The 16,734-nt window shown below is 68.8% G+C and carries 21 protein-coding genes; 18 read left to right on the top strand and 3 right to left on the bottom strand.

Annotated features, from left to right (window positions below):
* Nucleotides 1-28: 28 nt before the first annotated feature.
* From dcd to EJ913_RS00875, 3 genes are read left to right on the top strand one after another with little or no spacing between them, the layout of a single operon-like run.
* Nucleotides 29-583, top strand: coding sequence for a dCTP deaminase (dcd, locus tag EJ913_RS00885; protein WP_126993931.1), 555 nt, complete (start codon nt 29-31; stop codon nt 581-583).
* 43 nt (nt 584-626) lie between these two features.
* Nucleotides 627-1,919, top strand: a complete 1,293-nt coding sequence (murA, locus tag EJ913_RS00880; protein WP_126993929.1) for a UDP-N-acetylglucosamine 1-carboxyvinyltransferase — start codon at nt 627-629, stop codon at nt 1,917-1,919.
* Between the two features lie 26 nt (nt 1,920-1,945).
* On the top strand, nt 1,946-2,407 hold the full coding sequence (locus EJ913_RS00875) for a DUF2948 family protein (protein ID WP_126993927.1): 462 nt from the start codon (nt 1,946-1,948) through the stop codon (nt 2,405-2,407).
* A 132-nt stretch (nt 2,408-2,539) separates the two neighbouring features.
* Here EJ913_RS00875 and EJ913_RS00870 read toward each other — a convergent pair whose 3' ends face one another.
* A complete protein-coding gene (locus tag EJ913_RS00870; protein WP_126993925.1) occupies nt 2,540-2,896 on the bottom strand; it encodes a hypothetical protein in 357 nt (118 codons plus the stop codon).
* A 134-nt stretch (nt 2,897-3,030) separates the two neighbouring features.
* On the opposite strand from EJ913_RS00870, the gene EJ913_RS00865 reads away from it, so the two are divergent.
* Nucleotides 3,031-3,603, top strand: coding sequence for a type 1 glutamine amidotransferase domain-containing protein (locus tag EJ913_RS00865; protein WP_126993923.1), 573 nt, complete (start codon nt 3,031-3,033; stop codon nt 3,601-3,603).
* A 72-nt stretch (nt 3,604-3,675) separates the two neighbouring features.
* Here the strand turns inward: EJ913_RS00865 and EJ913_RS00860 are convergent, their stop codons facing one another.
* The gene (locus EJ913_RS00860; protein ID WP_126993921.1) at nt 3,676-4,338 is read right to left on the bottom strand and encodes a LuxR C-terminal-related transcriptional regulator; all 663 of its coding nucleotides are present in this window, start codon (nt 4,336-4,338) and stop codon (nt 3,676-3,678) included.
* A 345-nt stretch (nt 4,339-4,683) separates the two neighbouring features.
* Between EJ913_RS00860 and EJ913_RS32070 the strand changes: the two genes are divergently transcribed.
* The 14 genes from EJ913_RS32070 (at nt 4,684) to EJ913_RS00785 (ending at nt 15,543) form a co-directional block, all read left to right on the top strand.
* Nucleotides 4,684-5,421, top strand: a complete 738-nt coding sequence (locus tag EJ913_RS32070; RefSeq protein ID WP_126993919.1) for a LuxR C-terminal-related transcriptional regulator — start codon at nt 4,684-4,686, stop codon at nt 5,419-5,421.
* A gap of 136 nt (nt 5,422-5,557) precedes the next feature.
* Complete coding sequence (locus tag EJ913_RS00850) at nt 5,558-5,992, top strand: CBS domain-containing protein (RefSeq protein WP_126993917.1); 435 nt, start codon at nt 5,558-5,560, stop codon at nt 5,990-5,992.
* Between the two features lie 84 nt (nt 5,993-6,076).
* Entirely contained in the window at nt 6,077-6,961 is an 885-nt protein-coding gene (locus tag EJ913_RS00845) for an urease accessory protein UreD (protein WP_244939201.1), read from the top strand.
* Between the two features lie 104 nt (nt 6,962-7,065).
* Nucleotides 7,066-7,368 carry an urease subunit gamma gene (locus tag EJ913_RS00840; RefSeq protein WP_126993915.1) on the top strand — a complete coding sequence of 101 codons (303 nt, stop codon included), beginning with the start codon at nt 7,066-7,068 and terminating at the stop codon, nt 7,366-7,368.
* Nucleotides 7,369-7,383: 15 nt separating this feature from the next.
* Nucleotides 7,384-7,701: an urease subunit beta gene (locus EJ913_RS00835; RefSeq protein ID WP_126993913.1), complete on the top strand. Its 318-nt coding sequence runs from the start codon at nt 7,384-7,386 to the stop codon at nt 7,699-7,701.
* A gap of 31 nt (nt 7,702-7,732) precedes the next feature.
* Nucleotides 7,733-9,442: an urease subunit alpha gene (ureC, locus tag EJ913_RS00830; protein ID WP_126993911.1), complete on the top strand. Its 1,710-nt coding sequence runs from the start codon at nt 7,733-7,735 to the stop codon at nt 9,440-9,442.
* A 156-nt stretch (nt 9,443-9,598) separates the two neighbouring features.
* Nucleotides 9,599-10,444: a glutamate racemase gene (gene murI, locus EJ913_RS00825; RefSeq protein ID WP_126993909.1), complete on the top strand. Its 846-nt coding sequence runs from the start codon at nt 9,599-9,601 to the stop codon at nt 10,442-10,444.
* A complete protein-coding gene (locus tag EJ913_RS00820; protein WP_126993907.1) occupies nt 10,441-10,929 on the top strand; it encodes an urease accessory protein UreE in 489 nt (162 codons plus the stop codon). Before murI ends, EJ913_RS00820 begins: the two co-directional genes overlap by 4 nt.
* A 196-nt stretch (nt 10,930-11,125) precedes the next feature.
* A complete protein-coding gene (locus tag EJ913_RS00810; RefSeq protein ID WP_238519423.1) occupies nt 11,126-11,761 on the top strand; it encodes an urease accessory protein UreF in 636 nt (211 codons plus the stop codon).
* Complete coding sequence (gene ureG / locus EJ913_RS00805) at nt 11,758-12,402, top strand: urease accessory protein UreG (protein WP_126993902.1); 645 nt, start codon at nt 11,758-11,760, stop codon at nt 12,400-12,402. Before EJ913_RS00810 ends, ureG begins: the two co-directional genes overlap by 4 nt.
* Nucleotides 12,403-12,540: 138 nt before the next feature.
* Nucleotides 12,541-13,380: a PRC-barrel domain-containing protein gene (locus tag EJ913_RS00800; RefSeq protein WP_126993900.1), complete on the top strand. Its 840-nt coding sequence runs from the start codon at nt 12,541-12,543 to the stop codon at nt 13,378-13,380.
* 32 nt (nt 13,381-13,412) lie between these two features.
* Entirely contained in the window at nt 13,413-13,823 is a 411-nt protein-coding gene (locus EJ913_RS00795; protein WP_126993898.1) for a YgaP-like transmembrane domain, read from the top strand.
* A gap of 308 nt (nt 13,824-14,131) precedes the next feature.
* Nucleotides 14,132-14,917 carry an enoyl-ACP reductase FabI gene (gene fabI / locus EJ913_RS00790; RefSeq protein ID WP_126993894.1) on the top strand — a complete coding sequence of 262 codons (786 nt, stop codon included), beginning with the start codon at nt 14,132-14,134 and terminating at the stop codon, nt 14,915-14,917.
* Between the two features lie 215 nt (nt 14,918-15,132).
* Nucleotides 15,133-15,543, top strand: coding sequence for a bacteriohemerythrin (locus EJ913_RS00785; RefSeq protein WP_126993892.1), 411 nt, complete (start codon nt 15,133-15,135; stop codon nt 15,541-15,543).
* 12 nt (nt 15,544-15,555) lie between these two features.
* Here EJ913_RS00785 and EJ913_RS00780 read toward each other — a convergent pair whose 3' ends face one another.
* On the bottom strand, nt 15,556-16,731 hold the full coding sequence (locus EJ913_RS00780; protein ID WP_126993890.1) for a low temperature requirement protein A: 1,176 nt from the start codon (nt 16,729-16,731) through the stop codon (nt 15,556-15,558).
* Between the last annotated feature and the right edge of the window lie 3 nt (nt 16,732-16,734).

Genomic DNA, 16,734 nt, shown 5'->3' with positions numbered 1-16,734 from the left:
CACTTTCGATACGCCAAGGAGTTCCCCGATGGGCATCATGCCGGACAGCTGGATCCGCGAGATGGCCGAGACCAAGGGCATGATCGAGCCCTTCGTCGAGACGCAGAAGCGCGAGGGGGTGATCTCCTACGGCGTGTCGTCCTACGGCTACGACGCGCGGGTCGCCGACGAGTTCAAGATCTTCACCAACGTCGACAACGCGCTGGTCGATCCCAAGAAGTTCGACGACAGCAGCTTCGTCGACCGCAAAACCGACGTCTGCATCATCCCGCCCAACAGCTTCGCGCTGGCCCGCACGGTGGAGTATTTCCGCATCCCGCGTGACGTGCTGGTGATCTGCCTGGGCAAGAGCACCTACGCGCGCTGCGGCCTGATCGTCAACGTGACCCCGCTGGAACCCGAATGGGAAGGCCACGTCACGCTGGAGATCTCCAACACCACGCCGCTGCCGGCCAAGGTCTACGCCAACGAGGGCCTCTGCCAGTTCCTGTTCCTCAAGGGGGACAGCGTCTGCGAGGTGTCCTACGCCGACAAGGCCGGCAAATACATGGGGCAGAAGGGCGTCACGCTGCCCCGGCTCTGACCGGTCTTCCCGGCTTTCCCCCTTCCGCTAAGGTACAGGTCCCATGGACAAGATCCGCATTCGCGGCGGCCGCCCGCTGAACGGCTCCATCACCGTCGGCGGGGCCAAGAACGCGGCCCTGCCGCTGATGACCGCGGCGCTGCTCTCCGACGAGACGCTGACGCTCACCAACCTGCCGATCCTGGCGGACATCAACACGCTGTGCAATCTGCTGTTGCAGCACGGCGTCGCGATCCACATGGCGGGGGCGGGCGGCGACTGCGCGGGCCGGGCGGTGGACTTCACCGCGCGCGACATCACCAACACCACCGCGCCCTACGATCTGGTCCGCAAGATGCGCGCCAGCGTGCTGGTGCTGGGGCCGCTGCTCGCCCGCTGCGGCGAGGCCAAGGTGTCGCTGCCCGGCGGCTGCGCCATCGGCGCGCGTCCGGTGGACCTGCACATTAAGGGCCTGGAAGCGATGGGCGCCGACATCCGGATCGAGGGCGGCTACATCGTGGCCAAGGCCCCGGCCGGCGGTCTGCGCGGCGCGGAGTACGTCTTCCCCAAGGTGTCGGTCGGCGCCACCGAGAACCTGCTGATGGCGGCGACGCTGGCGAAGGGGACCACCATCCTGGTCAACGCCGCGCGCGAGCCGGAGGTGATCGACCTCGCCGACTGCCTCGTCAAGATGGGCGCGAAGATCGCCGGCATCGGCACCGACCGGCTGGTGATCGAGGGCGTGGACCGGTTGCACGGCGCTCGTCACATGGTGGTGGCCGACCGCATCGAGACTGGCACCTACGCGATGGCGGCGGCGATGACCGGCGGCCGTCTTGACATCCTGAACACGCGTCTCGATCTGATCAAGGCGGCGGTCAAGGCGCTTGCCCCCGCCGGTGTCGCCTTCGAGGAGATCGAGAACGGAATCCGCGTGTCCCGCGCCAACGGCGAACTGCACGGCGTCGACGTGATGACCGAGCCGTTCCCCGGCTTCCCCACCGACCTCCAGGCCCAGATGATGGCCCTGATGTCCGTGGCGTCCGGCGCGGCGATGATCACGGAGACCATCTTCGAGAACCGCTTCATGCACGCCCCGGAGCTGACGCGCATGGGTGCCCGGATCACGGTGCACGGCTCGTCCGCCTTGGTGCGCGGCGTGGAGCGGCTGACCGGCGCGCCCGTCATGGCGACGGATCTGCGCGCGTCGGTCTCGCTGGTGCTCGCCGGTCTGGCGGCGAAGGGGGAGACGGTGATCAGCCGTGTCTACCACCTCGACCGTGGTTACGAGCGGGTGGAGGAGAAGCTCGCCGCCTGCGGAGCCGACATCGAACGCATTCACGGCGGCGAGGACTGACCCCTCCCGCCCAACCGAGAGGTGCCATGACCGCTGCCCCGATCCGCCTGCGCGCGGAGGACGACGAGGATCTGAAGATCGTCTCCGCCTGCCTCCAGGACGCCATCCTGCCCATCGGCGACATGGGGTTCCTGCCGGATGAGAAGCGCTTCGTCATGGTGGTCAACCGCTTCCGCTGGGAAAGCGCCGACCAGCCGCGTCCCGGCCCCAAGGCCGACGACGACGACGAGGCGCCCTTCGAGCGCGTCCATTGCGGCGTGCGGGTGGAAGGCGTGACCGGCGTCAAGCTGCGCGGCATCGACGTGAAGGATCGTGGCCAGATCCTGGAACTTCTGTCGCTGGAGACGGTGGAGGGCGGCGGCGTCGCCTTGCATTTCGCCGGTGGCGGCTGTGTCCGGCTGGACGGCGCAGGGTGGCGTCTTCTGGTGGAGGATTTGGGCGAGCCCTGGCCGACGGGGTGCAAGCCCTGCCACACGCTGGAGGATTGAGGGGAGATTTGCGGCCCCCTCCCTGACCCTCCCCCGCCTTCGGCGGGAGAGGGGACTGCCGCTGTGTCTTTGCGAGGCTCCGGCCCCCCTCTCCCGCGAAGCGGGGGAGGGATGGGGAGGGGGCAAGCGCTTCTAACGCCCCGCGACCTCCGTGTCGTTGCGGATCAGCCGCAGCACGTCGGCGGCGGTCGCCTTGGCGGTCACCGTGTCCTCGTCCTCGCCGGGGCTGAGTTGCGAGCGGTGCAGGGTGAAATAGCGGTGACCGACGTCCAGCATGCCGCTGGCCTCGACCAGAACGGTGGCGTCCCTCCCGTTTGTCGCGTCCGAGACCGACGCGATTTGTCCCAGCTCCTCACCCAGAAGTCCGGTGACCTCCAGGCCGGTCAGGTCGTGGCTCCGCGCCGGATCGGCGGCGTGAGCCGATCCCGGAACCGCGAAGGGAAAAACGGCGGCTATGACGATGGCCGAAAAAGCAAGGCGGAATCGCATGGTTCGGCGCTCCCGGCGGTGAGTGTGATCCTTATGCAACGTTCAACATGGGAATGAGCGGTCCGTTCCATGGGAACGATCCAGAGGTAAGCCGGTTGTCGCGGTCGTGAGACCAACAACACAGGAGGTCCCCGATGGCTCGAAACCTGACTGGCAAGACCGTGGCCGTGCTGGCCACCGACGGCTTCGAACAGGTGGAATTGACGGAACCGGTGAAGGCCCTGCGCGACGCGGGCGCCACCGTTCACGTCGTCGCCCCGAAATCCAGCCAGATCCAAGGCTGGAACCACCACGACAAGGGCGACATGGTGACGGTCGACGCCGCGCTCGACCAAGCCGACGCCACGCGCTACGACGCGCTGATGCTGCCGGGCGGCGTGATCAACCCCGACGCCCTGCGGCTGGAGCCGAAGGCCATCGCCTTCATCCAAAGCTTTGTGCAGACAGGCAAGCCGATCGCCGCGATTTGTCACGGCCCCTGGACGCTGATCGACGCGGGCGGCGTGCGGGGCCGCAAGGTGACGTCCTGGCCCTCGCTGAAGACCGACCTGACCAACGCCGGCGCCGATTGGGTGGACGAGGCTGTGGTCACCGACCGTGGCCTCGTCACCTCGCGCAAGCCGGACGATCTCACGGCCTTCTGCCCGAAGATGATCGAGGAATTCGCCGAGGGCCGTCACCTCGGCCATCGCCACGCGGCGGAGTGATTGGTCGCCGCGCCGGCGGATGATCCATGACGAAAGGGCGCCGGCATCCCCGGCGCCCCTTTTGTTGCAGGCTCAAGCGGTGGCGAGCGGCGACAGCCCGTTCTGGATCGCCCACACCGCCGCCTGGGTGCGGTTCTGGGCGTTGATCTTCCGCATCACGTTCTTGAAATGCATCTTCACCGTCGACTCGGTGATGTGCAGGTTGCGCGCGATGGCCTTGTTCGACTGCCCGGCCAGCAGGCAGCGCAGGATTTGCACCTCGCGCTTCGACAGGTCGCTGCTGGGGGCGGCGCTGGGCGGCGGCGGGGCCGGGCGCTCGTTCGCGGCAGCCATCAGCAGGCTCGCCACATGGGTCGGGTAGACCACCTCGCCCAGCATCACCAGTTGCAGGGCGCGCAGCAGCGATTCGCTCGACATGCCCTTGTTCAGATAGGCGTCGGCGCCGGCCTTCAGCGACAGCGACAGGGTGCGGTCGGCGATGGTGTCGGCCAGCACGACGATGCGGGCCTGGGTGGCACCGCGCAATCGTCTGATCCCGGCGATCTCCTCGGCCAGCCCGTCCTGAAGCGCCAGCACGATCAGATCCGGCTCCGCGCCCCCGGCGATGATGTCCAGCGCGTCATCGGCGCTCGATGCTAAATTGCCCGCCCGGAACGGACCGCTGCCGATCAGCGTGGCCAGCGCCGCCGAAAACAGCCGGTCGTGATCGACCAGCATGACGTTCCACGTCTTCATCGATGCTCCTCCGCAAGGCGCCGTCCCGACCGGGAGCGCCCCTGAAATTCCCGCTGGCCTCGTCTCTTTTCCAGAAAGGAAAAATACAGATAATATTGTCTGGAAAAAGCGGGCTTTACGCTGGTTGACCCGATGATTTATACGGATGTCCGTTGAATGACGCAAGGCGCGACGGCAAAACCGACGATAGTGGATCTGAATTTGTCGGAAATCCGCGCCAGCTGGACTGTACGATCTTTCGGAGTATTCGGGTGGAGCGGCGCCTCGGAAGAGGGGCTTCCGGTTTCCGACCATTCGTCGTCTTTGGCCGGTCTGGAAAACGACCCGATGCGAGGTGGGGATACAATGGAGATTCAGCTGCAAACGCGCGGCTTGGAACGTGTCGGCAAGGCGACGCCGACGTTTCTGGTGGTGGACGACCACCCTCTCGTCCGTCACGGTTTCGCGCTCTCCGTCGGGGAGATCCATCCGGACGCCCGCGTGCTGGAGGCCGGTTCCCTGGACGAGGCGGTGACGCTGGTCCGCCGCACCCCCGGCCTGACCTTGGTGCTGTTCGACCTCGGCCTCGGCCGAAGCGATCCGGAGCGGTCCGCCGTCGAGCGGTCCGCCGGCGAACCGGTCCATCCCGGCATCCGGCGGATGATGGACGCGCTGGCGGGCGTGCCGCTGTTGGTGATCTCCGGGTCGGACGAGGTGGCCGACATCGTCGACAGCGTCCGGCTGGGCGCGCGCGGCTATATCCTGAAGACCAGTTCCGCCGAGGTTCTGGAGCACGCGATCTCGCTGGCGCTGAGCGGCGAGACCTTTCTGCCGCTGCCGCGCGCGGTGCTGAACGGCAGCGTCACGGCCGACACCGCGGGGCCGGCGGCCGGCATCCTCGACCGGCTGACCGACCGGCAGCGCGACGTGTTCCAGCTTCTGCTGGCCGGCAACTCCAACAAGGAGATCGCGCGGGGGCTGGGCGTGCTGGAAGGCACGGTGAAGGTGCATGTCCGCGCCATCATGCAAAAGCTCGGCGTGCGCAACCGCACCCAGGTGGCGGTGGTCGCGGCGCGCAGTGGCTGTTTCCCCGAAGACGCGTAACGCGGTTTAGACCTTCGTCATATTGTGCGAATCGCCGATGGAAGGTAATTTTCAAAGACTATGAGCAGGGAAAACGAAACAACAAACCCTTTCGTGTGCAATCGACCGACTTGAAACCTCCAAGAAGGACAAGCGCATGCCCAACCGCCCCATCCGCACGATCATCCGCAACCAGCGGATCCACACGGTTCCGGTCTCCGCGACGGTCCGCACCGCCGCGCACATGATGAAGGAATACCGCATCGGCGCCCTGATGGTGGTGGAGGGCCAGCGCCTGCTGGGCATCTTCACCGAGCGCGACGCGCTGTTCCGCGTGCTGGCCGCCGGGCTCGACCCCGACCGCACCGTGGTCGGCGACGTGATGACCGGCGATCCGACCACGGTCTCGCCCGACCGGCCGATCCTGCACGCGCTGCACCTGATGCACGACGGCGGCTTCCGCCACATGCCGGTGACCGAGCGCGGCGTCCCGGTCGGCATGGTGTCGATCCGCGACGCCATGGGGCTGGAGCTGGCGCGCTTCGAACAGGAACTCCACGAGCGCGACGCCATCGCCGAAATCCTGGCCTGAGACCCGAACCCCTGAGCCACGCCCGTTGCGCCGCTCCGCCCCTTTCCGGCAGACTGCCGGCGGGAACAGGGAGAGCGAGGCGCAGTGCTTCAGGCAATCGAGACGCGGACCGCCGGGACGACTCCCGACGAGCGGCGTGAGGAAAAGAAGGTCGCGGTGCACGGCGCCGCGACCGTTCGGTTCGAGCACCGGCACGGCGACACCCGGCTGGCCACCCTCTACCACCACGACCCCCTGCGCGTGCTGCTGCCGACGCCGCGCCGCGACGACCTGCCCATCGCGGTGCTGGCGACGACCTCGGGCGGCATGGTCGGCGGCGACCGCATGGACATCGACCTGTCGGTGGGGCCGGGCGCGCGGGCGCTGGTGACGACCCAGGCGGCCGAGAAGGTCTACCGCTCCACCGGCGAGGATTGCCGCATCGACACCCGCGTGACGGTCGAGGCCGGCGGCTGGCTGGAATGGCTGCCGCAGGAGGCCATCGTCTTCGAGGGCTCGCGCCTGCGCCGCCTCACCCGGATCGACGTGGCGCCGGACGCCCGGCTGATCGCCGGCGAGATGCTGGTGTTCGGCCGCGCCGCCTTCGGCGAGACGGTGACGCGCGGCCTGATCCGCGACGCCTGGGAGGTCTTCCGCGACGGCCGCGCCCTGTGGGCCGACGCGCTGCATCTGGATGGCGACATCGCCGAAACCCTGAACCACCCGGCCGGCTTCGGCGGGGCCGCCGCCTGCGCGACCCTGCTGCACGCCGCCCCCGACGCGCTGCGCCACCGCGACGCGCTCCGGGCGCTGGCGGAGGCGGCGGAAGGGGCGCGGGTGGGGGTGACGGGTTTCGACGGGCTGCTGGTCGTCCGCATCCTGGGCGGCGACGCCCGCGCGGTGCGCCGGACCTACGCTGCCCTGTGGTCGGGCCTGCGCGCCGAGGCCGCCGGCCTGCCGACCCGCCTTCCGCGCCTGTGGGAGGTGTGAAGCCAACCGCTTGAAACAGCTACGTCATACGACGCACTTGGCGTCGGGCGGCAACGTGGCATAATCGCCGCCAACGAACAGGGCGGCAAAAGGGCAATTCCCCCATGAACCTGACAGGGCGCGAGAAGGACAAGCTGCTCGTCGCGATGGCGGCGATGGTCGCGCGGCGGCGGCTGGAACGCGGCGTGAAGCTGAACCATCCGGAAGCCATCGCCCTCATCACCGACTACGTGGTGGAAGGCGCCCGCGACGGCCGCAGCGTCGCCGAGCTGATGCGCGACGGCGCCACCGTGATCACCCGCGACCAGGTGATGGACGGCATCGCCGAGATGATCCACGACATCCAGGTCGAGGCGACCTTCCCCGACGGGACCAAGCTCGTCACCGTCCACCAGCCGATCCGTTGAGGGGAGCCCCAGCCCATGAAACCCGCATTCAAGCCGGGGGAGATTATCCCGGCGTCTGGCGAGATCGTGCTGAACGCCGGCCGCGCGACGCTGGACTTGGACGTGTCCAACGCGGGCGACCGGCCGATCCAGGTCGGTTCGCACTATCACTTCTACGAGACCAACGCCGCGCTCAGCTTCGACCGCGAACCGACGCGCGGCTTCCGGCTGGACATCCCGGCCGGAACGGCGGTGCGCTTCGAGCCGGGACAGACCCGTCGCGTCTCGCTGGTCGCCTACGACGGCGACCGGGTGGTGATCGGCTTCAACCGCAAGGTCAACGGCGCCCTCTGACGGGCCTTTCCAGACAAAGGGCGATCCTGACATGGCGTTCCGCATCGACCGGGCCGAATACGCGGCCCTCTACGGTCCCACCACCGGCGACCGCGTCCGGCTGGCCGACACCGACCTGATCGTCGAGGTCGAGCACGACCACACCGTCTACGGCGAGGAGGTCAAGTTCGGCGGCGGCAAGGTGATCCGCGACGGCATGGGCCAGTCGCAGCGCTCGCGCCACCAGGGCGCGGTGGACACGGTGATCACCAACGCGCTGATCATCGACCATTGGGGCATCGTCAAGGCCGACATCGGCATCACCGGCGGCCGCATCGCCGCCATCGGCAAGGCCGGCAACCCCGACGTCCAGCCCGGCGTCACCATAATCGTCGGCCCCGGCACCGAGGTGATCGCGGGCGAGGGCAAGATCGTCACCGCCGGCGGCATCGACGCCCACATCCACTTCATCTGCCCCCAGCAGGTCGACGAGGCGCTGAACAGCGGCGTCACCACCATGCTGGGCGGCGGCACCGGCCCGGCGGCCGGCACCTCGGCCACCACCTGCACGCCGGGGCCGTGGCACATGGAGCGGATGCTCCAGGCGGCGGAGGGGCTGCCGATCAACCTCGGCTTCTTCGGCAAGGGCAACGCCAGCCGCCCCGACGCGCTGATCGAGCAGGTCGCCGCCGGGGCCTGCGGCCTGAAGCTGCACGAGGACTGGGGCACCACACCGGATTCCATCGACACCTGCCTGTCGGTCGCCGACCAGCTCGACGTGCAGGTGGCGATCCACACCGACACGCTGAACGAGTCGGGCTTCGTCGAGGACACCATCGCCGCCTTCGCCGGCCGCACCATCCACGCCTTCCACACGGAAGGGGCGGGCGGCGGCCACGCGCCGGACATCATCAAGGTGGCCGGGCTGCCGAACGTGCTGCCCAGCTCGACCAACCCGACGCGGCCCTTCACCGTCAACACGGTGGACGAGCACCTCGACATGCTGATGGTCTGCCACCACCTCAGCCCGCGCATTCCCGAGGACGTCGCCTTCGCCGAGAGCCGCATCCGCCGCGAGACCATCGCGGCGGAGGACATTCTGCACGATCTGGGCGTCTTCTCGATGATCAGCTCGGACAGCCAGGCGATGGGCCGGCTGGGCGAGGTGGTGATCCGGACGTGGCAGACCGCGCACAAGATGAAGGTCCAGCGCGGACGCCTGCCGCAGGAGAGCGGCGAGAACGACAATTTCCGGGTCAAGCGCTACATCGCCAAATACACCATCAACCCGGCGCTGTCTCACGGCATCGGGCATGTGGTCGGCTCGGTGGAGGTCGGCAAGCTCGCCGATCTGGTGGTGTGGTCGCCGGCCTTCTTCGGGGTGAAGCCGGACATGGTGCTGAAATGCGGCACCATCGCGGCGGCGCTGATGGGCGATCCCAACGCCTCGATCCCGACGCCGCAGCCGGTGCATTACCGCCGCATGTTCGGGTCCTTCGGGCGGTCCTTGCAGGCCAGCAGCGTGACCTTCGTCAGCGGCAAGGCGCTGGAGTTGGAGGTCGGCCGCCAGCTCGGCCTGCACCGCGAACTGATCGCGGTGCAGGGCACCCGCACGGTCGGCAAGAAGGACATGATCCACAACGCCGAGATGCCGCACATCGAGGTGGACCCCGAAACCTACGAGGTGCGGGCCGACGGGCAACTGCTGACCTGCGAACCGGCGGCGGTCCTGCCGATGGCGCAGCGGTATTTCCTGTTCTGAGGTTTCCCATTCTCTTTTATCCCCTCTCCCCCCTGGGGAGAGGGTTAGGGTGAGGGGGATGCGTTTGCCGGATGAATTTCGGCTGCGCCGAACCCCCTCATCCCAGCCTTTTCCCCAGGGGGGAGAAGGAGCCAAACCAAGCAGGGTTTTCCATTCGTGATCGGTGTCTTTGATTCAGGCCACGGCGGGTTGACGGTGCTGCGCGCGCTGGTGGACGCCGCCCCCGACCGGCCCTTCGTCTATCTCGGCGACCACGCCGCCGCTCCCTACGGCTCGCGCGGCGAGGACGACATCTACCGCCTGACCATTCGGGGGATGGAGCATCTCTTCGCCCAGGGCTGCGGGCTGGTCGTCATCGCCTGCAACACCGCTGCCGCCGTCGCCCTGCGGCGGTTGCAGCAGACGTGGCTGCCCGGCGCGTACCCCGGCCGCAACGTGCTGGGCGTGCTGGTACCGATGGTCGAGGCGATCACGCGGGTCCCCTGGATGATCGACACTGTGCCGCCCGACCATCTGGCCGAGCCGCGCACCGTCGGCGTCTTCGCCACCCAGGCGACGGTCAACTCCGGCTCCTTCCCGCGCGAGATCGGCAAGCGGGCGCCCTCGGTGCGCGTCGTGCAGCAGGCCTGCCCGGATCTCGTCCCGCTGATCGAGCGCGGCGCGCCGGACGGCGACCTCGCCCCCGTCGTGGCGGGCTACGTCGCGGCGCTGCTGGCGCAGTTGAACGGCCAGCCGCTCGACGCCGTGGTGCTGGGCTGCACCCATTACCCGCTGGTCGCGCGTCTCTTCGAGCGGGCGCTGCCGCCGGGGGTGGAGGTGCTGTGCCAGCCGACCCTGACCGCGCGCTCGCTCGACCAATACCTGGAGCGCCACCCCGAATACCGCCCGGCGCCGGGCGAGGGCGGCGTCCGCTTCTTCACCACCGGATCGGCGCCGCTGGTCAGCGAACTGGCCGGGCGCTTCTTCGGCCATCCGACCCCTTTCGAACGGCTGTCCCCATGACCGAGCCCTACCGCCGCGCCACCCGAGTCCACGCCCGCGGCCATTGGCCGGCGGAGAACGCGGCCGGCACCGTGACGCTGGCCTTCGACGACCGCCACCGCCGCCGCATGGCGATGACCGACGACGGCGGCGGCGCCTTCCTGCTCGACCTGCCGCGCGCGGTGGCGCTGGACGAGGGCGACGGGCTGGAACTGAGCGACGGCGGCTTCCTGCGCATCGTCGCGGCGCCAGAGGAACTGATGGAGGTCCGCGTGTCCGGCCCGGCGGAGGCCTTCGCGCGGATCGCGTGGCATCTCGGCAACCGGCACCTGCCGGTGCAGATCGTCGGCGACACCATCCGCCTGCGCCGCGACCACGTGATCGAGGACATGCTGCGCGGCCTCGGCGCCGAGGTGCGCGACGTGCGCATGCCGTTCATGCCGGAGGGTGGCGCCTATGGCGGGCATGCCCATGGCGGCGGGCATGGGCATTCGCATGAGCATTGATGAGGCCGGCGCCTCTCTCCTTCTCCCCCCCGGGGAGAAGGCCGGGATGAGGGGGGTCGGCGCAGCCGAAACCAGCCACGAAGCGGATCCCCCTCACCCCACCCCTCTCCCCGGGGGGGAGAGGGGGAAACCCCCGGAGGGAATCACCACTCACGCCCTGACCCGCCTCCTCGCGTGGCTCTCGCCCTCCTTCCCCGTGGGCGGCTTCTCCTACAGCCACGGCATCGAGGCGGCGGTGGAGCAGGGGCTGGTGCGCGACCGCGCCTCGCTGACGCGGTGGCTCGACGGCATCCTGCGCCACGGCGCCGGGCGGACCGACGGCATGCTGTTCGCCGCCGTCCACCGGGCGGTGTTGGCCGGCGACGAGGCCGCCTTCGCCTGGGCGGTGGAGCGCGCCGACATTCTGCGCGCCTCCTCCGAGACCGCGCTGGAATCCCGCGCCCAGGGGCAGGCCTTCCTGCTGGCGATCCGCGCCGCGTGGCCGCTCGACGGCTTGACGCGCTGGGACGCCGCGCTGGCCGCCACCGGACGCCCGCCGGCCTACGCGGTGGCCGTGGCGCTGGTCTCCGCGCTGATCGGCGTCGCCGAGGGGCCGGCGCTCGCCGCCTATCTGCACGCCTTCGCCGCCAACCTCGTCTCGGCCGGGGTGCGGTTGGTGCCGCTCGGCCAGACCGACGGGCAGCGGACGCTGGCGGCGCTCGACCCGATCACCCACGCGGCGGCCGACGCGGTCCTCGCCACGCCGCTCGACGATCTGGGCGGGCGGGCGATGGCCGTCGACTGGACCTCGATGATCCACGAAACCCAATACACGAGGCTTTTCCGCTCATGAGCACGCTCCCCGCTATCGAGAAGAGCCACGCCGGTCCGTTGCGCGTCGGCATCGGCGGTCCCGTCGGTTCCGGCAAGACGGCGCTGACCGACGCGCTGTGCAAGCGCATGCGCGACGATTGGGAAGTCGCCGCCATCACCAACGACATCTACACCAAGGAGGACGCCGAGTTCCTCACCCGCTCCGGCGCGCTCAAGCCCGAGCGGATCATGGGGGTGGAGACCGGCGGCTGCCCGCACACGGCGATCCGCGAGGACGCCTCGATCAACCTCGCCGCCGTCGACACGATGAACGCGACCTTCCCCAACCTCGACCTGATCTTCATCGAATCGGGCGGCGACAACCTCGCGGCGACCTTCTCGCCGGAGCTGGCGGATCTCACCATCTACGTCATCGACGTGTCGGCCGGCGACAAGATCCCGCGCAAGGGCGGGCCGGGCATCACCCGCTCCGACCTGCTGGTGATCAACAAGATCGACCTCGCTCCGATGGTCGGCGCCAGCCTGGAGGTGATGGACCGCGACGCCCGCAAGATGCGCGGCGACCGGCCCTTCGTGTTTTCCAACATCAAGACGGGCGAGGGGCTGGACGCCATCCAGTCCTTCATCGTCCAGCGCGGCGGGCTGCCCCTGCCGGGCTGAGTCCGCTTGCCGATCCCGCTTGATTCTCGGCCCGGATCGGGTTGACAATCGCACAGGGTTCTGCAAGCCCATACGGAACCTCCGGCTTGGCCGTGCTGTTCATTCAGCACGCGACGACCCGAGCCGGAGGATTTTTCGATGACACGCCCGCTGTTCGGCGCGGCCCTGATGATGGGCGCGCTGGCAACCCTCTCCCTGGCGACGCCGGCCCTGGCGGTCGACGCTTGCACGGACGGGCTCGACCGGCTGAACCAGCAGGCGGCGGCGCTGGAAGCCGCCGGGCCGGGCACCCCGGCCCCGGTCACGCCCCAGGAGATCGCCCAACTCCGCGCGCTTCAGCAAAGCGCCCAGCGGGTGGCCCAGAGCGGCAACGCCCCCGGCTGCCTCGCCATCCTGGCCGAGGCCGACGGACTGCAACGCTCCATCGCGCGCCCCTCCGCCGTCGCCGCCGACGATCTGGCCAAGGCCAAGCTGCACGGCGCCGACGGGGCCGAGCTCGGCAAGATCTCCGAGCTGGTGGTCGATCCGATCACCGGCCGGGTCGCCTACGCGGTCGTCGAGATGGGCGGCTTCCTCGGCATCGGCGACGCCCATGTGCCGGTGCCGTGGGCGCTGTTCCAGCCCGCCGCCAACAACGACGGCTACGTCCTGAACGTTCCCAAGGACCGGCTGACCGGAGCGCCGCGCTTCGCCGGCTCCAACCGCCCGGACATGGGCGACCGGCAATGGGCGATGGCGGTGCACACCTATTACGGCGTGCCGCCCTATTGGATGCGGGACTCCGCCACGCTGGCGGCGGCCGGCGGCGGCGCAAGCACTCCGGCGGCGGCGCAGCAGCAGGAGGTGCAGCGCCTCTCGCAGGAGGTCGCCCGCCTGACCGGCGAACTGGCCCAGGCCCGCGCCGCCGGCGCGACCGGCGCCGTGCCCGACGCCACCGGCCAGAGCGGTGCGCCGCAGCCGCCGGCCGCCAACCAGTGATGCGGACCCGCACAAACGGAGGAGGACCCAGAATGGCACTCTCGACCATCACCGACAGCTTCGACCACAGGGTCAACAGCGGTCACGGCATCAACGTCGGGCACAACGAACGGCTGGCCTCGCTGGTCGGCGGCGGGCTGCTGGCCGTGCTTGGGCTGCGCCGCGCCGACGTGGCGGGCGCCGCGCTGGCGCTGGCCGGCGGCGCGCTGGTGGCGCGCGGCCTGACCGGCTACTGCCCGGTCAAGAACCTGCTCGCCGACTGGGAGCACGCCAAGGCCCGCGCCATCCCGGCCCAGGACATCGACGAGGGGCGCAACCAATTCTCGCGCCACCCCGGCGATATCTATGAGACCGACGACGACAAGGAAACGTTGGACGAGGCGCTGGAGCAATCCTTCCCGGCCAGCGATCCGCCTCCGATCAACCCCGGCGTTGCGCGCTGATTTCAGGAATTTTCAAGAAGCGGCGCTCCGGCATTTCGTCGGGATGCCGCTTTTTGACATGGATCAATGAAAGTCATCGTTCCGTCATACCGCGATTTATTTTACGGTAGTGAAGTGGTGTGCGCCGATCATTGTGAACATCAAGCTTTTTGCATAAGAACTCGTTGCCCGCGCTGTTTTCCTGGTTTATGGTGCAACGCACAAGGGGAGGACGCGCAACTTCCGGGATTGGCCGCGGTCCGTGGCCGGCACAGGGGTTGGACCGCCACCGGTTTCCTCCCGCCACCCTGAACTCCAGGACTGCCCGCATGACCACGATCATTCCCGCCATCGCCACGCTGGAAGGCAAGAAGGGACTCGTTCTCGGGATCGCCAACGACCAGTCGATCGCTTGGGGCTGTGCCCGCGCCTTCCGCGCGATGGGCGCCGATCTGGCGATCAGCTACCTGAACGAGAAGGCCAAGAAGCACGTCGAGCCGCTGGCCCAGCAGGTCGAGGCGCACATCTTCGAGCCGGTCGACGTCACCGGCGAGGGTCAACTGAAGGCGATCTTCGAGAAGATCGGCGACACCTGGGGCCGCCTGGACTTCGCCCTGCACTCCATCGCCTTCGCGCCGAAGGAGGATCTGCACGGTCGCGTCACCGACTGCTCGCGCGAGGGCTTCCAGCAGGCGATGGACGTGTCCTGCCACTCCTTCATCCGCATGGCGAAATACGCCGAGCCGCTGATGACCAATGGCGGGTCGCTGTTCACCATGTCGTATTTCGGCGCCAACCGCGTCATCGACAACTACGGCGTCATGGGGCCGGTGAAGGCGGCGCTGGAAGCCAGCGTGCGCTATCTGGCGTCCGAGCTCGGCCCCAAGGGCATCCGCGTCCACGCCATCTCGCCGGGTCCGATCAAGACCCGCGCCGCGTCGGGCATCGCCCATTTCGACGAGCTGATGGACAAGGCGGCGGAACGCACCCCGGAGCACCGTCTGGTGACCATCGAGGAGGTCGGCTACACGACCGCCTTCCTCGCCACCGACGGCGCCAAGGGCATCACCGGCGACACGACCTACGTCGATTGCGGCTATTCGATCATCGGCTGACGATCACGGGCTGATTGATCAACGAAACGGGCGGGGGCAGGGATGCTCCCGCCCGTTTCGTGTTCACCCGTTCCACGTTTTGGGTGCGTCAAATTGCCGTGTGACCCTGGCGTGTGTTTGGTTCGCGCGCGTACCCCACCATAATCGAAAAGGGTGGAAAGCTGGGCACCGCCGCGAGAATCCGGCGGACCGGCAAGGGGGAGGCCGAGGAAAGCATGAGCGCCATAGCGTGGCGACGGCAATTGAGCGTCGGGCAACCGGCCATCGACGACGATCACAAGCATCTGATCGCTTACCTGAACGAACTCGACGCCGCGCTGGCGGCGCCGCAATTCCAGCCGGTGCGCGTCGCCAAGATCCTGGTCAAGCTGCTGGAATACACCAAGGAGCATTTCGCCCGCGAAGAGCACATGATGCAGGTCGTGCGCTACCCGAAATTCGAGGAGCACGCCAAACGGCACCGCGACGCCGTGCGGGCGGTGAGCGAACTGTCGCACGACTTCTCGCTCGAACCGACGCACGAGAACGCGGCGAAGCTGTACAAGTTCACCGCCGACTGGCTGGTCCGCCACATCATCATGGAGGACACCCAGCTGACGCCCTACGTGCGCGGCGTCTGGACCTGACCGAACGGCCGGTCAGGCGGCCGATTTGAGCGCGCGGGCTTCCCACACCGCCACCACGACCAGCGCCGCCGTGGTCGCCGCCCCAAGGGCGAGCGCCGACAGCCCGGCGGACAGGAGGTAGAGCAGCGCCATCAGGCCCAGCCCGACCAGATGCGACAGGGGCGGCAGGACGCGGTCGTAGGCGACCCACTTGAACAGCGCGGTGCCCAACACGTAGAGCGCCGGCCCGCCGACGATCACGGCGGCGGCGGTCGGGCCGTCCGGTCCGTGGGGATGGGCCAGCATCATCTCGTCGCCGACCGCGCCGACGATGATGCCGGCGACGATGGGCAGATGCAGGTAGGTGTAGGCGATGCGGGCCATCCGGCCAGGGTCGGCGGAGCCGGCGATGCGCTGGGTGGCGTGCTCGGCCCCCTTGTCGAAGTAGATCCACCACAGCGCGACGCTGCCGATGAAGGCGACGGCGAAGGCCAGCAGCCCTTCCAGGCTCCGCTCGTGCCCGGCGTAGGTGGCGCCGGTCACCAGGATGGATTCGCCCAGCGCGATTATGATGAACAAGGCGCAGCGCTCGGCCATGTGGGCGCCCTCGACGGTCCAGTCGGCGGTGGACGACCGGCCGAGGCCCGGCGTGCGGAAGCCGGCGGCCGGCGCGGCGTATTCGACGGCCAGCGCGCAAGCCCACAGCCCCAGCCGCCACGGCCCCTCGGCCAGCCCCCCGGCGATCCACAGCAGCGCCGTGGCCGACAGCCAAGCGGTGATGCGCTGGAAGTTGCGGTAATTGCCGGGGGAATGGCCCCTCAGCACCCACAGCATGAACAGGCTGCGCCCCACCTGCATGACCGCGTAGGACAGGGCGAAGACCAGTCCGCCGTCCCCGAAGGCGCCGGGCAGCGAGGCCGACAGCATCAGCCCGGCGAACATCAGCCCAAGCAGCAGGAAGCGCACCGGCGTGCGCTCCGGGTCCACCCAGTTGGTGACCCAGGAGGTGAAGATCCACACCCACCAGACCGCCAGCAGCAGCAGCCCGGTCTGCACCGCGCCCGCGAGCGTCGGATGCCCGGCCAGCGAATGCGACAGCTGGGTGATGGCGAAGACGAAGACCAGATCGAAGAACAGCTCGACGAAGGTGACGCGCTCGTGGCCTTGGCGCTGGCGCAGCAGGCTGGCGCGCCGGGTCTCGCTGATCATGCT

Source organism: Azospirillum doebereinerae (assembly GCF_003989665.1).
Lineage (GTDB): Bacteria > Pseudomonadota > Alphaproteobacteria > Azospirillales > Azospirillaceae > Azospirillum > Azospirillum doebereinerae.
The sequence above is the reverse complement of the archived record's forward strand: the minus strand, read 5'-3'. Positions and strand labels throughout refer to the sequence as shown.

Bases quoted from the DNA above. Each gene is read 5' to 3' on its own strand.
- dcd (WP_126993931.1), top strand. From the start codon at position 29: ATGGGCATCATGCCGGACAGCTGGATCCGCGAGATGGCCGAGACCAAG.
- murA (WP_126993929.1), top strand. From the start codon at position 627: ATGGACAAGATCCGCATTCGCGGCGGCCGCCCGCTGAACGGCTCCATC.
- EJ913_RS00875 (WP_126993927.1), top strand. From the start codon at position 1,946: ATGACCGCTGCCCCGATCCGCCTGCGCGCGGAGGACGACGAGGATCTG.
- EJ913_RS00870 (WP_126993925.1), bottom strand. From the start codon at position 2,896: ATGCGATTCCGCCTTGCTTTTTCGGCCATCGTCATAGCCGCCGTTTTT.
- EJ913_RS00865 (WP_126993923.1), top strand. From the start codon at position 3,031: ATGGCTCGAAACCTGACTGGCAAGACCGTGGCCGTGCTGGCCACCGAC.
- EJ913_RS00860 (WP_126993921.1), bottom strand. From the start codon at position 4,338: ATGAAGACGTGGAACGTCATGCTGGTCGATCACGACCGGCTGTTTTCG.
- EJ913_RS32070 (WP_126993919.1), top strand. From the start codon at position 4,684: ATGGAGATTCAGCTGCAAACGCGCGGCTTGGAACGTGTCGGCAAGGCG.
- EJ913_RS00850 (WP_126993917.1), top strand. From the start codon at position 5,558: ATGCCCAACCGCCCCATCCGCACGATCATCCGCAACCAGCGGATCCAC.
- EJ913_RS00840 (WP_126993915.1), top strand. From the start codon at position 7,066: ATGAACCTGACAGGGCGCGAGAAGGACAAGCTGCTCGTCGCGATGGCG.
- EJ913_RS00835 (WP_126993913.1), top strand. From the start codon at position 7,384: ATGAAACCCGCATTCAAGCCGGGGGAGATTATCCCGGCGTCTGGCGAG.
- ureC (WP_126993911.1), top strand. From the start codon at position 7,733: ATGGCGTTCCGCATCGACCGGGCCGAATACGCGGCCCTCTACGGTCCC.
- EJ913_RS00820 (WP_126993907.1), top strand. From the start codon at position 10,441: ATGACCGAGCCCTACCGCCGCGCCACCCGAGTCCACGCCCGCGGCCAT.
- ureG (WP_126993902.1), top strand. From the start codon at position 11,758: ATGAGCACGCTCCCCGCTATCGAGAAGAGCCACGCCGGTCCGTTGCGC.
- EJ913_RS00800 (WP_126993900.1), top strand. From the start codon at position 12,541: ATGACACGCCCGCTGTTCGGCGCGGCCCTGATGATGGGCGCGCTGGCA.
- EJ913_RS00795 (WP_126993898.1), top strand. From the start codon at position 13,413: ATGGCACTCTCGACCATCACCGACAGCTTCGACCACAGGGTCAACAGC.
- fabI (WP_126993894.1), top strand. From the start codon at position 14,132: ATGACCACGATCATTCCCGCCATCGCCACGCTGGAAGGCAAGAAGGGA.
- EJ913_RS00785 (WP_126993892.1), top strand. From the start codon at position 15,133: ATGAGCGCCATAGCGTGGCGACGGCAATTGAGCGTCGGGCAACCGGCC.
- EJ913_RS00780 (WP_126993890.1), bottom strand. From the start codon at position 16,731: ATGATCAGCGAGACCCGGCGCGCCAGCCTGCTGCGCCAGCGCCAAGGC.